Source organism: Sulfuriferula plumbiphila (assembly GCF_009938015.1).
Classification (GTDB): domain Bacteria; phylum Pseudomonadota; class Gammaproteobacteria; order Burkholderiales; family Sulfuriferulaceae; genus Sulfuriferula; species Sulfuriferula plumbiphila.
In genome coordinates, this window is record NZ_AP021884.1 from 3302013 (window position 1) to 3317061 (window position 15049).

General features: G+C 57.2%; 14 protein-coding genes. 2 read left to right on the forward strand and 12 right to left on the reverse strand.

Translation table 11 applies throughout. The annotated features are described in order from the left end of the window. Nucleotides 1-4: 4 nt before the first annotated feature. Complete coding sequence (locus tag GZH91_RS16900) at nt 5-337, reverse strand: ribulose bisphosphate carboxylase small subunit (RefSeq protein WP_147075151.1); 333 nt, start codon at nt 335-337, stop codon at nt 5-7. Between the two features lie 81 nt (nt 338-418). Then, entirely contained in the window at nt 419-1840 is a 1422-nt protein-coding gene (locus tag GZH91_RS16905) for a form I ribulose bisphosphate carboxylase large subunit (protein WP_161984313.1), read from the reverse strand. A gap of 206 nt (nt 1841-2046) precedes the next feature. Here GZH91_RS16905 and GZH91_RS16910 point away from each other — a divergent pair, with 206 nt between their 5' ends. Next, nucleotides 2047-2970 (forward strand): LysR family transcriptional regulator, encoded by a 924-nt coding sequence (locus tag GZH91_RS16910; RefSeq protein WP_147075038.1) that lies wholly within the window; start codon nt 2047-2049, stop codon nt 2968-2970. 29 nt (nt 2971-2999) lie between these two features. Here GZH91_RS16910 and GZH91_RS16915 read toward each other — a convergent pair whose 3' ends face one another. The 10 genes from GZH91_RS16915 to GZH91_RS16960 all read right to left on the reverse strand — a co-directional run bounded on the left by GZH91_RS16915 (nt 3000) and on the right by GZH91_RS16960 (nt 13819). Further along, complete coding sequence (locus GZH91_RS16915) at nt 3000-3326, reverse strand: P-II family nitrogen regulator (RefSeq protein WP_147075037.1); 327 nt, start codon at nt 3324-3326, stop codon at nt 3000-3002. A gap of 3 nt (nt 3327-3329) precedes the next feature. After that, nucleotides 3330-6446 (reverse strand): DUF2309 domain-containing protein, encoded by a 3117-nt coding sequence (locus GZH91_RS16920; protein WP_147075036.1) that lies wholly within the window; start codon nt 6444-6446, stop codon nt 3330-3332. Further along, nucleotides 6447-7211 carry a hypothetical protein gene (locus tag GZH91_RS16925; RefSeq protein ID WP_147075035.1) on the reverse strand — a complete coding sequence of 255 codons (765 nt, stop codon included), beginning with the start codon at nt 7209-7211 and terminating at the stop codon, nt 6447-6449. A 1-nt stretch (nt 7212) separates the two neighbouring features. Beyond that, nucleotides 7213-8895, reverse strand: a complete 1683-nt coding sequence (locus GZH91_RS16930) for an NADH-quinone oxidoreductase subunit 5 family protein (protein ID WP_223264651.1) — start codon at nt 8893-8895, stop codon at nt 7213-7215. A gap of 371 nt (nt 8896-9266) precedes the next feature. Further along, nucleotides 9267-10337, reverse strand: coding sequence for an AI-2E family transporter (locus GZH91_RS16935; protein ID WP_147075034.1), 1071 nt, complete (start codon nt 10335-10337; stop codon nt 9267-9269). Beyond that, nucleotides 10330-10626 carry a hypothetical protein gene (locus tag GZH91_RS16940; protein ID WP_147075033.1) on the reverse strand — a complete coding sequence of 99 codons (297 nt, stop codon included), beginning with the start codon at nt 10624-10626 and terminating at the stop codon, nt 10330-10332. The genes GZH91_RS16935 and GZH91_RS16940 overlap by 8 nt, the downstream gene beginning before the upstream one ends. Then, nucleotides 10626-11591 carry a TerC family protein gene (locus GZH91_RS16945; RefSeq protein WP_147075032.1) on the reverse strand — a complete coding sequence of 322 codons (966 nt, stop codon included), beginning with the start codon at nt 11589-11591 and terminating at the stop codon, nt 10626-10628. The genes GZH91_RS16940 and GZH91_RS16945 overlap by 1 nt, the downstream gene beginning before the upstream one ends. A gap of 17 nt (nt 11592-11608) precedes the next feature. Then, on the reverse strand, nt 11609-12487 hold the full coding sequence (gene htpX / locus GZH91_RS16950) for a protease HtpX (RefSeq protein ID WP_147075031.1): 879 nt from the start codon (nt 12485-12487) through the stop codon (nt 11609-11611). A gap of 40 nt (nt 12488-12527) precedes the next feature. Then, nucleotides 12528-13043 (reverse strand): TIGR00645 family protein, encoded by a 516-nt coding sequence (locus GZH91_RS16955; protein WP_147075030.1) that lies wholly within the window; start codon nt 13041-13043, stop codon nt 12528-12530. 86 nt (nt 13044-13129) lie between these two features. Beyond that, a complete protein-coding gene (locus tag GZH91_RS16960) occupies nt 13130-13819 on the reverse strand; it encodes a Bax inhibitor-1/YccA family protein (RefSeq protein ID WP_147075029.1) in 690 nt (229 codons plus the stop codon). Between the two features lie 270 nt (nt 13820-14089). Between GZH91_RS16960 and nhaR the strand changes: the two genes are divergently transcribed. After that, complete coding sequence (gene nhaR / locus GZH91_RS16965) at nt 14090-15028, forward strand: transcriptional activator NhaR (RefSeq protein ID WP_147075028.1); 939 nt, start codon at nt 14090-14092, stop codon at nt 15026-15028. Nucleotides 15029-15049 lie beyond the last annotated feature (21 nt).

The following is a 15049-nucleotide window of genomic DNA, read 5'->3' on the forward strand; positions in this document are numbered from 1 at the left end:
CAGATTAACGCCCGCGGAACACCACGAACGAGCTGCCCTGGCTCTGCGAGTAGTTGTCGTAGCCGATCAGACGGACGTGGTGACCTGGGTGCGCACGCTTGCACGCCTCCAGCTCGGTAATGATGGCGTCGACCGACTGTTCGCCGAACATCGGCAATTTCCACATGTACCAGTAGTAGGCATCTGCGCGAGCAGGTTCTACATGCTCGATTCCCGGGTTCCAGCCCTGGCTGACCATATAGGCAATCTGACGACGTATTTTTTCCGGCGCCATGGCAGGCAGATACGAGAAGGTTTCGTACTTGGGGGTCGAGATGTAATCCTGAATGTCTGACATTGCTATTCCTTTCTTGAGTCGCCGACCGGCCAGCCGGCACGGCCAGCGCAAATTAAATGTGCGCGTTTAAGCCATTGAAAATTAACGGTTAACAACGTCCAGCTTGTCCACCGTGTCGAACTCGAACTTGATCTCTTTCCAGGTTTCCATGGCGATCTTGAGTTCCGGGCTGTCCTTGGCGGCGTTGGTGAGGATCTCCTTGCCTTCGCGCTCCAGCTCGCGACCTTCGTTGCGCGCTTCCACACAGGCTTCCAGCGCCACCCGGTTGGCGGCGGCGCCGGCGGCGTTGCCCCAGGGGTGGCCGAGCGTGCCGCCACCGAATTGCAGCACCGAGTCATCACCGAAGATGTTGACCAGCGCAGGCATGTGCCACACGTGGATGCCGCCGGATGCTACCGGCAATACGCCAGGCATCGAACCCCAGTCCTGATCGAACATGATGCCGCGCGAGCGATCTTCCGGAATGAACGATTCGCGCATCAGATCGATCCAGCCCAGCGTGGCGTGACGATCGCCTTCCAGCTTGCCGACCACGGTGCCGGAGTGCAGATGATCACCCCCGGACAGACGCAGAATCTTGGTCAGCACGCGGAAGTGAATACCGTGGTGCGGATTGCGGTCGAGCACGGCGTGCATGGCGCGGTGGATGTGCAGCAGCACACCGTTTTTGCGGCACCAGTTGGCCAGGCTGGTGTTGGCCGTGAAACCACCGGTGATGTAGTCGTGCATGATGATCGGCGCGCCGATTTCCTTGGCGAATTCAGCCCGCTCAATCATCTGTTCCGCAGTCGGCGCGGTGACGTTCAGGTAGTGGCCCTTGCGTTCGCCAGTCTCGTTCTGCGCATTCAGGGTTGCGTCCTGCACGAACAGGAAGCGATCACGCCAGCGCATGAACGGCTGGCTGTTGACGTTCTCGTCGTCCTTGGTGAAGTCCAGGCCGCCGCGCAGGCACTCGTACACCGCGCGGCCGTAGTTCTTGGCGGACAGGCCGAGCTTGGGCTTGATGGTGCAACCCAGCAGCGGACGGCCATATTTGTTCATCTTGTCGCGCTCGACCTGAATACCGTGGGGCGGACCGCCGCAGGTTTTCACGTAGGCGATGGGGAAGCGCACGTCTTCCAGGCGCAGGGCACGCAAGGCCTTGAAGCCAAACACGTTACCGACCAGGGAGGTGAATACGTTGACCACCGAGCCCTCTTCGAACAGGTCAATCGGGTAAGCCACGAAGGCGTAGAAGCAGGTGTCATCACCGGGTACGTCTTCGATGCGGTAGGCGCGGCCTTTGTAGTAGTCCAGGTCGGTCAGCAGATCGGTCCACACAGTGGTCCAGGTGCCGGTGGAAGACTCGGCTGCCACGGCGGCGGCCGCTTCTTCACGATCCACACCAGCTTGCGGGGTAATCTTGAAGCACGCAAGGATGTCGGTATCCAGCGGGGTGTATTCCGGCATCCAGTAAGTCTGGCGATACTCCTTCACACCCGCATTAAATTTTTTGACGCTCATCACACTCTCCTTTAAGCAACACTTAAAAATGACGCATTTCCCACGACGCACTCTCAAACACCGACATCCGACTGTATTGATTCAGCCCGACCCCAGCAGTCGTCCCACTATAAATAAATCAAAACATAATTTAAAATGAATAATAATTATGAAATACATTAACCTTACTGAATGAGTTACGCGCCCTTTCCCACGCGAGGACAGACATGAATTTCACGCTCAGGCAACTCCGTTTATTTGAAGCCGTCGCGCGCAACGCGAGCTACACCCGGGCAGCAGAAGAAATGCACCTGACGCAGCCCGCTGTTTCGACCCAGGTCAAGCAGCTGGAAGAGGATGTAGGCATGGCCTTGTTCGAGCACATGGGCAGAAAAATCTTTCTCACCGAGGCCGGACGCGAGATGTACGAATTCAGTCGCTCCATTGCGCAAAAATTCGACGACATCAGCATGGTTCTGGACGAAATGAAAGGTGTTAAACACGGCGCACTCAATATTTCAGTGACCAGCACGGCAAAATATTTCGCGCCCTATCTGCTTGCCGAATTTTGCCGCAAGCATGCCGGTATCACCGTCAATCTGGACGTGACCAACCGCGCTACGCTTTTGCGGCAACTGGCCGACAACTTGCCCGACATGGCGATCATGGGGACGCCCCCCAGTGGACTGGATCTGGAAGCCGACTCGTTCATGAGCAACCCGCTGGTGGTCATCGCACCGCCCAGCCATCCGCTGGTTCAAGCCGGCCGCATCTCGCTGCACAGGCTGTTGCAGGAGCACTTTATCGTGCGCGAACAAGGCTCCGGCACACGCAATGCCATTGAGCGCTTCATGCAACAACGCGGCCTGAGCATGAAGACCACCATGGAAATGAGCCGTAACGAGGCCATCAAGCATGCCGTTATGGCGGGGCTGGGCCTGGGCATGGTATCGATCCACACACTGGAGCTGGAGCTGGCGTTGGGTCGATTGACAATACTGGATGTGGAAGGCTTTCCCATCGTCAAGGACTGGTATCTGGTGCATCGGCGCGGCAAGCGCTTTTCAGGAGCGGCGGCAGCTTTCAAGGATTTTGTGCTGCAGGAAAGCAGTCGCTTCATAAAAATCCCGCAAGCCGAAGTCGACGCGTAAACGCACATCGCACTGCTGGCACGCTGCATTTAGCCCTGGAACTTGACCAGACGGTTAACCTGAATATCGGATACGAAAATCACGCCGGTATGTTCGTTAAAAAACGGCGCGAAGCCTTCCAATATGGGCTGCACCAGCTCTTCCGATACGGCGGTGATGATCATGATCAACACTGAGTCTTCATTGAACATCACGTGCCCCTCATGAAAACCGTGGCTACCTTTTCCTGACAGATGATTGACGATGGTATAGCCGGTCACGCCAGCACGTTCCAGCAAGTCGGTGGCAAACGCCTGATGTTCACCCTCCAGAATAATTTCGAGTTTTTTTAGCGTACTCAGATTCAGGTTATTCATGCTTCAATCACTCCCGGTGGGTTCGAGAACAAACGCGTCAGGCAAGTCCACTTGTTGCCATGCGCCGTGGTCATAAAGATGTACTGCGAGGGTTTCAGGATCGAGCACCAGCATGCGTATCCAGCCATTCTGCACCAGGCGTTTGATGGTAACGACGCCTTCTATCGCGCTGCGGGCGTGTTCAAATGGTGCCTCAATGAGCGTAATCAGTCGCAGCGGCTCATGATAAGGATGGCCCTCCTTGAGCACGGTTTGCGCCGGCAAGCCGGTACGCAAATCGCTCAGATTGCCGCTCATCACGCCAAAGCGGCCGGCGACATTGTGATACGCTTTGTTGCCGCTGCCATAACGCTCATTGTCGACCGTAGAAAAATAATGCTCCATGTTGATCCATTGTCCGACCACTAGTGGGCCGGTCAGGACGGACTCCAGCAAACGCCGCTTGGGATCGACGCGCCAGTCATAGGAATTCAGAAAGGCACGGCCTGCCAGCCCGGCACGCTGGGTGAGCTGCCGCCGACCTATGACGAAATAGGCATTACGCGACAAGCCCCATTCGGGTCGTGCCTGTGACCAGTCGCTGGCATTGCGCCGCGCCAGGCGGCTCGATGCATTGGCGTCCGGAGGTACGCCGATGTCGCTCGGAACCAGTGTCGCCATGCGCTCCTGTGCGCACAAGCGGGACGCCGCCTTCAGCCCTTTGTGCAAACGGTCGAGGTAAATCAGGTGCGCGGGCGGAATCAGCTCGCGGTCCAGAATGGTGATTTCGTCAGTCGTCGTATTGTGCAACGCGGCCACAAAACACACGTCGGCAGGGATATCCAGCCCCTGCTCGCGCAAGCGCCGCCGCACTTCCGACTTATTGGCCATTTGCGCCATTGCACGTGCGTTAAAAATGCCTGAATTGCCACCACAGGCGCCGCAATCAAGCGCGGATTCATACGGATTATTCTCTGACTCACTGCCGTGCCCGACCAACAACACAAAACGTGAAAAATGCTCAATCAATCCGATGGAGCGCAGCGCCTGCCCGAGCAAGTGCGCCTGTTCGTTACTGGTAAAGCCAATCCGCCCCAGGCGTTCGAATTGCAGACGCGAAAACTGCCGATTGATGCGATAGGCGTCGCGCAGTCGCGTAACAAAGGCGTTGCACGCAGCCAGTTCCAGACCCAACTGATGCGCCAATTCATCGCTCGGCAACTGTTTTGTGAGCGCCGTTTCACGCAACTGACGCACCAAGTCGTCGGTAATGCGTTCGGGCGGCAAACCCAATTCGTGTTCTACCGCTTTGACAATGACGGCACGCTGTACCGCGCGCAGGATGGAATCCGCCTGCTCACGGCCTAGCTTGTCCAGCAGCAGACGCGTCATCGGCTTGGCGGGAAACAGTTTGCGACGCCAACGGCTATATGCCAATGGCGCAATAGTCTTGCCTATCATGTCGAAACCGAACAGCAGCCCGATGGCCTCCACCGCCGCAAACGGTGCCAGCACCGAGTTTTTTAGCTCATGCAGGGCGTGTTCAAATACACCCACCACGGATTCGTCAACAGGACCGCTGGCGTTCATTTCCAGCACCAGGTTTTTGGGCGTGACCACAGCCGGACACAAATGGGTTTCGCTGCCCTTGCCAAGCTCGAGTATGCCTATGGGCACGCCAAAGAAACCGGCAATGCCATAGGTCTGATAATCGCCTATGTGCTCCAGCTGACGCCGGATGCGTTCGGAACGGGTATCGATGCAAAACAGCGCCTGCGCAAACGGACGTTTGTCACGCGGTGTTGGCGGCGTGACATCAATGTCGCGCAGCAACACCTGCATCGCTCGTGCCTCCATGGCGCGCAACCACAGCATGCCCTCGGCCTGCTCGAATGCCTCGACCGTGGCAAGCAAACTGTCCAGCGCCTCGACTGATAACGACGTCAAGCAAAAAGTGGCCGACGCCTGCGTGCCCCAATCGTGCAGACGTTGCGCCAACAACATCGCCTCGTCAGCACGTTTACGCTCGACATAAGTGGTAAACACGCGGCTGATAATTGACTGCTTGCCACGCAGTATGGCGTCTTCCACCTTGGCTGCCAGTTGCGGCACCACATCACCGCTGTAGAACTCATACCGCAGGAAAGCTTCCGCAGTGTGTGTGTCTATGAACTTCGCCAATTCAGGCGCACTGCCGGGCACATTCGAATCGGTTTCCTCTTTAAGCAAGGCCAATCCAAGCGCCAGCCGTACTGCCAGAAAATCAACCATGTCGGCCGGATAATGCTGCCCCCAGTAGTAATGTTGGGCGTTTGAACGCCAGCGGATAAAACCGGCCCAACCATGCAAGTGCACCAGCTCGCGCGAAAAATAGTCCGCCCAGCGCGTTTCCGGCACGGCAAGCGTATCCATGGCGTAGGCAATCACGCCTTCCGGAGTACTCGATTGCGCCAGGATTTGGCTAATATTCACGCCTCGCAAAAAAAGTCTGACGTTGCGCCTGGACAATTCACGCCAGGCGTTGAATAGCCCCGATTCGCGCCCGGGCATAGTCCAAGCTGACTGACCTTCGTCAAAAAAATCCAGACAGCTTTTAATCAACAAGTCATCCAGTGTCGTGCCAATATGCGTGCCAAATAAGGTATCAACCGCCTCGTATATCGGCCGCGCGCCGCCTGCCTTTTCGTGCAACCAGGCGGCCAATGCGGCCATGTCGACGGGCGCCACACACTCGGACACCTTGCCATTGAGCGCGTGGTGCACGTCACGCGTACCGGCCACGACGCATGCCTTACTCAGCGGCTCAGCAACCTGAGTGAGCAGCGTCATCAGCCAATGCGACAAATCCACACCCGGCACGCTGCTCCGCGTGGCGACGAAGTCTTGCACCCCCGTCAGCAGACTGGCGCGGTCAATTTTGCCTTCCTGCAAAAAGCGCTGGTACGTCTTGCGCGGCAGAAAACCCTTGCCATGAAAAAGCGCCTGGCCCTTTTCTACCGCCTGCGCAAAAGGCAGTTTTTCCAGACCGTGCAAAGGATTATGGTGAATGAAGTGACGCATCGGCCAAAAATACGGAATCGGCTCGCCTGCCACGTATACCATGGCACGAATTTTTAACTTGCGATCAAGCGCCAGGCTCATTTACCACCCTCCCGTAAGTCCCATACTGCTCAGTACCGTAGCGGCACCCACAAGCGTTACCAATCCCAAACCAGACAGCCACGCGGTACGCAGACTCAAATCGGGGGGTGTTTGCGCGCGTGACCACACGCCGGGCAAAAACCCTTGCAGCAACCGCACTCCGGCCCAACTCCACAACAGCCAGACCATCGACACACCCACCGCAGCCATAAACGACGCCTCTGACAACACCGCCATCAGTGCAAAAAACGAGGGAAACAGCGGTGTCGCAATCGCCGCCAGCACGGCCAGTACCAACACGCCCGCCAACCGTGGCAAACGCTGTGCCATACCGCAATGCAAGCCACTATAGGCCGCCCCCAAGCGATTTTTGAGCATGGGAACCACGGCGGCCGCGATGATGAAGGAGGCGGAAAAACCCAGACCCTGCAAACGCAACATCGCCTCGCTGTTGGCGTTGACCAACCCAATCCAGAGCAAGGCAAAGGCAGACGCCGCGATGAATGCAATCCATGTACTGACATCCCGCAGGCTGAGCATGCGCAGCGCATACAACGCCGCCGTCAACAGCCCCCATCCCACCACCCACTGAGGCAGCTGCGCATGCGTAGAAAATGCGATGGTCAAACCGATTTGAGGCCAGGCAAGCACTATCAGGGCGCGCAGCCACGCCCACGGCACGTATTTAAAAAAGGCTGTCAATACCATGCTGAGCGGAAACAGCGGCAAAAATATCCCTATTGCAAGCAGAATCAGAATTGCCATATCAAATCCACCTCAGATACAGATTCAAGCGTGCCGACAGTCCAATCAGCCCGCGCCCCAACAGCGCATACACATCCGCAATGTAGAGCTCACGTGAAATCAGCGCGTAAAAATCGAGCCAGCTGCGTTTCGGTTGTTTGCGTCCTTCGTTGTGATAACTGGCCGCACGGTAGGCCAGCATCCAGCCAAACACGATGACTGCCGTGAGCACGCCAACCAGTATGTAAAACTCGGACTGGGTAATGCCTGCCGCTGCGTAGATGCGTGCGCGAAACTGTGCATCAGGGTACAAAAACAGATCGAATGCATGGCTGATGAAGGTATAGCCGAGTACCACCAGGGTCAGCGAGAAAACCGCCAGCGTCACCAGACGCCAAGGTGTTTCGCTGTCCATGCGGTGGATGGAAAACAGCAATTGGGCACCTGTGACCCAGCCGAAAAACAGCAGGATAATCGCACCCTGCTCAATCACAAGGCTGTCTGTCACCAGCCAATGTGCCAGGCCGAACACCAACGCCGGCACCGCCAAGGTAATCGCCGCCATCAATATCCACGGTTGACGATAAGCGGTGGGACGTCGCTCAATCACAAACGTGTAGAGATCATCCTTGGGCACGCCGTCGTCGTGGCGCGCCTTGCCGATGACACCGCCAGAAGCAAGAAACAGCGTGCCTTTGAACAAGCCGTGCGCAATCAAGTGGAAAACAGCGAGCGAAAACGCGCCCACGCCGCATTCCATAATCATGAAGCCCATCTGCCCCATGGTCGAATAACCTAGCGCTTTTTTGATGTCGTTTTGCGACAGCATCAACACCGAGCCGATGACCGCCGTCACCAGGCCGACCAGAAATACCCAGTGCAACACGCCGTTGGCTTCGACGAACACCGGCGCAAACCGGTTGATGATAAAGGCACCGGCGTTGACGATACCGGCATGCATCAGCGCCGACACCGGCGTCGGACCATCCATCGTATAGGGCAGCCAGGTATGCAGCAAAAACTGCGCGGAACGCGCAAACGCCGACAGCGCAATCAACCCTGCGACCGTTTCGCTCAACGGCAAACCAAAGACGGTGAGCGCATCCGGGTGGACGGTAATCTGCTGAAAAATGCCCGGTAACGACCAGGTGCCGAACATGCGGTAGAGCAGGATGGCGGCCAACACCATCGGCACATCACCAAAGCGATAGGTGATGAACGACCAAAAACCATAACGATAGGCTTGCAGGCTGCGGCTATTGTGATTGAGCAGAAAAAACAGCACCACGCCTATCAGGTGCCAGCCTACTAGCAAGGTAATCAGATCGCCCGCCGCGATGGTGAGCAGCAATACCCCGGTCATGACGTCGAGCAGCACGAAAAACCGCCTGTATCCGGGGTCCTCGGCCATGTAGCGCACGGAATATACATGCACTATCAAGCTGATGCCGGATATCACCACCGCCATCAATAAGGTCAAGGAATCGAACAGAAGACTGCCCCACACCGGCGCGAGCACGATACGGCTGGCGCCATGACCGCTCAGCTTGAACGCCAGCAATAATACAGCGAGAGCAAAAGTCAGGGTCCCGGCCACCACACTCAAGGTCACGACACGGCGCCCAAGCTTGTCTGACAGCAGCTGCGCCACAAAAGCGGTCAGCAATGGCAGCGCAACCAGCAGTACGATAAATTTATCCATCATTCAGCGTCATCCCCTTGCGTATGTGCGGCAGGCAAAGTGCCCAGTAGCCTGTCCTATGGCAGGCCGTATTTTTTGCAGCTTGATGATTAAAGCAAACGACGCGTGGTATTTGCCGTTGGCAAATACCAGCGTTTATTTAATCCGGGCAGGGGAAAGGTATGAGCCAGGGTGATGCAACGCAGCTCAATGTAAGAGTGGTCGCTTCGACTCAATCAGATTAGGCGTATTCCCGAACATACCCGCCCCTGCGGAAATTTCTGCAAGCTAGTGTATGCTCGAATATTACAGAACAAAAATTAATCTTTTTTACAAAATGCATTCATAAAAGTAGATACATCACCGGGATAAGCGAACAACGCGCTGATTTGCTTCTACGTTGTTTTTGTTTCCACGCAGCTATCTTCCAGCCATTCGCGCCACACGGCCAGCGCGACCGCCAGAATCAGTGGGCCAATAAACAGGCCGATCAGGCCAAACGTGATCACCCCGCCAAGCACACCGAACATCACCAGCACAAAGGGGATGCGCGTCGCGCCGCTGATGACCAGCGGGCGGATCAGGTTATCGACCCAGCTGACGACCAGTGCGCCCCATAAAAACAGACCGATGGCCTGGGCGTGCTGACCATTCATATAAAGCCAGATCGACAGGCTACCCCACACAAACGGTGTACCGAAGGGAATCAGAGCGATACTTGCGGTCAATACCGCCATGGACAGTGGCGAAGCTACTCCAGCCACCCAATAGCCCAGTCCGGCCAGCGCACCCTGCGCCAGCGCAGTAAGCACGATGCCATAGAGCACGGCACGGGTAGTGATGCCGATGGCATCGAAATAGCCGTCGATACGCGCGCCGATCATGTCATTGAGTACCTTCCGCAGCTGTCCCAGCGCGCGTTCTCCGTCGCGGTACAGAAAAAACAGCGTCAGCAGGGCGAAGCCGAATTTGACCAGATTCCGTCCCACTCCACCAAGCACACCCACCATCTCGCCGCGGAAACCCGCCAGAAATTGCTGCAATTGCTGTTTGATGGCGGTTGGATCGGCGTTCGCACGTGCCAGCCAGTCCTGCAACTCGCCGCCCACCCAGGGCAGTTGCGCCGTCCAACCCGGCAGGCGCAGGTCGCCGCGCAACAACCGGTCGGTGACCTGATGCACGCCTTGCATGAATTCACCCTGCAACAGCGCAGCGAAACCGAGCAGGGGCACGATCAACAGCAGCGCAACCAGCAGCGTCATCAGCAACGCGGCGAGATTGGCGCGCCCGCCCAGGCTGCGGCGCAGCCGGGCGAACAGTGGCCAGGTGGTGTACGCAAGAATGCTCGCCCACGCCATGGCGGCGAGGAACGGATTGAGCACGCTATACACGCCCGCCCCCAGCCCGGCCAGAAACAGGCCGAGCATGATGCGGCGCGCGAATGGATTGTTACTCAATTCATGCATGGGAGCCGGTCCATATCAATTGCATCAACACCATGCCAGCGGCATGAACTAACCGCGGACGACAGGATGGCTTCAGCCAGTCTTGCATGCCATGCGTCACGTTATACACTTTGCCGTAGCTGTGTTTTTCCATCAGCTCGCGCGCCAGCGTGGGGCTGCCCGGCACCACACCGGGCCGCCATTCGTCGGGACGGCGCACGTCGTAAACCGGCACGCCTTGCGCCAGCAGCGCCTTGGCGCAGCCGCCCAGTACCTGCAAAAGCAGTAAACCTGCCCACAAAAATCGCATCACTCGACACCCTTATGGCGTGTGGCAACCAGACTGGCGAGCACACTCGCGCCAATCAACACCACGACAACGAACAACGACGCCTGCACCGGCACGTGGTACCAGGGTGCAATCAGCATTTTTCCGCCGATGAAGCTCAACACCAGCGCCAGGCCGTATTTGAGCAGATGAAAGCGGTGCGCCACGTCGGCCAGCAGAAAGTACAGCGCGCGCAGCCCCATGACGGCGAAAATGTTCGAGGTGAACACGATGAATGGATCGGTGGTAATGGCGAAAATCGCCGGGATCGAATCCACCGCAAACACCACATCGGTGGTTTCGATCAAAATCAGCACCAGAAACAGCGGCGTGAAATAGCGCGTGCCACCCTGAACCACACTGAATTTTTCGCCGTGCTCGCCCACACTGATGCGCAGGTGGCGGCGGGCAAATTTCAGCACCGGGTTCTGTTCCAGATCGGCTGTTTTTTCCGCCATCACCAGCATGCGGATACCCGTCACCAGCAGGAACGCACCAAACAGGTACAGCACCCAGCTGAACTCGCGCACCACCCAGGCACCCGCCAGAATCATCACCGCACGCAGCACAATGGCGCCCAGTACGCCGTAGACCAACACCCGGCGCTGGTACGCCGGTTTGACCTGAAACGCTGCAAAAATCAGCAGAAAAACGAATACGTTGTCGACCGACAGGGATTTTTCGATGAGATAGCCGGTGAGGAACTCGAGCGCCTTCTTGTCGGCGACCTCTGCGCCCAGCGTGCCGTTGAGGTGCCACCACATGCCCGCATTGAAGATCAGCGCCATGCAGAACCACGCCAACGACCACAGCGCGGCCTCCTTGACGCTGACCGTGTGGGCTTTTCTGCCGCCGAGGACGAACAGATCCAGCGCCAGCATCACCAGCACAAAACCGATGAAGGCAGCCCACATCCAGGGTTCAGCGATCGACACAGCCGGGTTCATGTTCACTCAACCCAGTCTCAGCGCGCCGCCTGCAGGGCAGCAATCCGCTCTTCCAGCGGTGGATGCGTCATGAACAGGCGCTTGATGCCATCCATCGCGCCGCCGCCTGCAATGCCAAATGCCGCCAGCTTTTCCGGCAACGGCGCGGTGTGTACCCGCTGCAGGCGCTGCAACGCGGCGATCATGTTCTGCCGCCCGGCCAGCGTCGCGCCACCGCGATCGGCGCGGAATTCGCGCTGACGCGAGAACCACATGACGATGATCGATGCCAGCACGCCCAGCACTATTTCGGCAATGATCATGGTGACGAAAAACGCCGGGCCGGTGCCGCGCTCGGTCTTGAACACGACTTTATCCACCAGATAACCGATGACGCGCGACAGGAACATGACGAAGGTATTCACCACCCCCTGTATCAGCGCCAGCGTCACCATGTCGCCGTTGGCAACGTGGGATATCTCATGCCCCAGCACCGCCTCGGCTTCTTCCTTGGTCATGGATTGCAGCAGGCCAGTGGAGACCGCCACCAGCGCGTTGTTTTTATTCATGCCGGTGGCAAATGCGTTCACTTCGGGCGCATCGTAAATCGCCACTTCGGGCATGCCGATGCCGGCCTGCCGGGCTTGACGACGCACCGTATCCACCAGCCAGATTTCGGCAGGCGTGCGCGGATTCTCAATGACTACCGCACCCACCGAGCGCTTGGCCGTCCACTTGGAAATCGCCAGCGAAATGAACGATCCACCCATGCCCATAACGGCGGCAAATACCAGCAACGAACCCGGATTCAGCCCTTGCGCTGTGAGATAGGGCTCTATACCCAGCACGCGCAGGGTGATGGACAGCACAAGCACAATGGCAAGGTTGGTGGCAAGGAACAGAAAAATGCGTTTCATGGCAACTCCTTTTGCAATGGATGAAATATGCGTGATTCGTTCAGCCGCCCGCACCCTGTTTTTTAGGCCCACCCAAGCGATCCATGACGGCGAACATCACGCCGGTCACCACAAAGGTGAGGTGGATACCCACCTTCCAGGCCATCTGCTCGTTGGTGTGCGTGCTCACACTCACAAACGCCTTGAGTAGCTCGATCCCGGAAATGGCTATGATGGAGCCTATCAGTTTCATTTTTAGATCAGCGAAATCGACATGTCCCATCCAGTCCGGGCGGTCTTCATGGTCACCAACGTCAATCTTGGAAACAAAGTTTTCGTAGCCGGCAAAAATGATAATGATGAGCAGGTTCGCCACCAGCACCAGATCCACCAGCGACAGCACGCCCACCACGACGCTACCTTCACCTTGCATTGCCATGGGAATCAGGTGCAGGAATTCCACGCCGAAATACCACAGCAATACCCCAATGGCCCCCACCAGCCCAAGGTAAAACGGCGCCAACAGCCAGCGACTGGCAAACATCAGGCGTTCGAGGAAATTTTCTATGGCTTTCATTGGGTACCCGTTGTTGAAATTAATCCGTGCCCTGCAATCCTGCCTAGCCTGCCTGTTTCAAACAGTGTCCACGGGATATATCCTGTTTACTCGTCGCTGTTTATGAAGCCGAGCAACTGCAGCAAACTGGTGAACAGATTGAAAATGCTGACGAACAGCGTGACGGTAGCCATGATGTAATTGGTCTCCCCGCCGTGAATGATATTGCTGGTCTCATACAGGATGAGGCCGGACATGAGCAGCACGAACATCGCCGACACCGCCAGCGACAGCCCGGGCAGCTCGAAAAACACCGCTGCCAGGCTGGCCACAAAACCCATGATGATGCCCACCATCAGGAATCCGCCCATGAAGCTGAAATTCTTGCGCGTGGTCAACGCATAGCCGGACAAGCCGAGAAAGATTGCGCCGGTCAAGCCCATCGCCATGGCCACGGTCTGGCCGCCATTAGCCAGGCCAAGGTAGTGGCTGATAATGGGACCCAGGGTGTAGCCCATAAAGCCGGTCAACGCGAATACGAAGCCCAGCCCCAATCCGTTGTCGCGGAATTTGCTGGTAAGAAACAGCAGACCGAAATAGCCCACCAGCGTAATAATCAGACCGGGGTGCGGCAACTTGAGCACCGCCGACGCCATCGCCACCAGCGCACTGAACAACAGCGTAGCCGATAGCAGCATGTAGGTGTTGCGGATCACCTTGTTGGCGGCGAATGTAGCAGCGGCCGACTGGCTGGCAGCGCCTGCTTGAGCAGCGTTAACGGGGTGCATTGGGTGCATGATGCGTCCTTTCCAAAAATACGACGACATAGGGTTTACTCGGCCGATTCGCGCGCAAGCGCCAAATCCCCGGACTGGCTGCAGCGTCCGCAGGGATTGCTGACGGCATAGAGTCCTTGCAGAAATACAGTCCGCGAAAGTCGCGTATCTGTATGCCGGTTTGCCCCTTCTTTCTACTTGCGGATTTAACAACTGTTGCAGTTTATGGCACAGTGAATATAATTAATATTCGAATATTACTTAATAAATAATCGAAAAAATGGAACATTTATGAGCGCACTTAATTACAAGCATCTGCACTATTTCTGGGTGGTTGCCAAAGCCGGTGGAGTGGGCAAAGCCGCTGAGCGCCTGCATCTGACACCGCAATCCATCAGCGGCCAACTGGGTGTACTGGAAGAAGCGCTCGCCACCCAGTTATTCCGTCGCAGCGGGCGCACGCTGGAGCTGACCGAAGCAGGACGGCTGGTGTTGGGCTACGCCGAGGAAATTTTTGTACTGGGTGAAGAATTGCAAGAAGCGCTGCGCCACCACCCCGCCAGTCGCTCCATGCAGTTTCGGGTCGGAATCGCCGATGTGGTACCCAAATCCGTTGCCTACCGCCTGCTGGAACCCGCCATGCGTATCGAGGAAAAACCGCGCCTGTTGTGTCGCGAGGGTCGGCTGGACAGCCTGCTGGGCGAACTTGCAGTACATCTGCTGGATCTGGTTATCGCCGATCGTCCCATGCCGTCCAAGTTCAATGTGCGCGGGTTCAGCCACTTGCTGGGCGAGTGCGGGCTTACATTTCTGGCAGCGCCAGCGTTGGCTGCAGCATATGACGGCAGGTTTCCGCAATTGCTCGACAGTGCGCCGCTGCTACTGCCTGGAGAGGACGCTGCGGTGCGCCCCAAGCTAGTGCGCTGGCTGGACGAGCAGCGCATTCGTCCGCGTATCGTCGGCGAATTCGATGACAGTGCCCTGCTCAACGCCTTCGGTAAGGAAGGCGTGGGAATTTACGCCGTGCCCAGCGCAATTACCCATTTGGTGCAACAACAATCCGGCGGGATGATTTTGGGGCACACCAATGCGGTAATCGAGCAGTTTTACGCAATTTCCACTGAACGTCGCCTGACGCACCCTGCGGTACTGGCGATCAGCAATGCTGCGCGTCAGGAGATGTTCGGCTTGAGTGCAACTGACATTCTGCCGGAACGCCCGCAAACATGACTGCGCCGCCTGCGGGAGGCG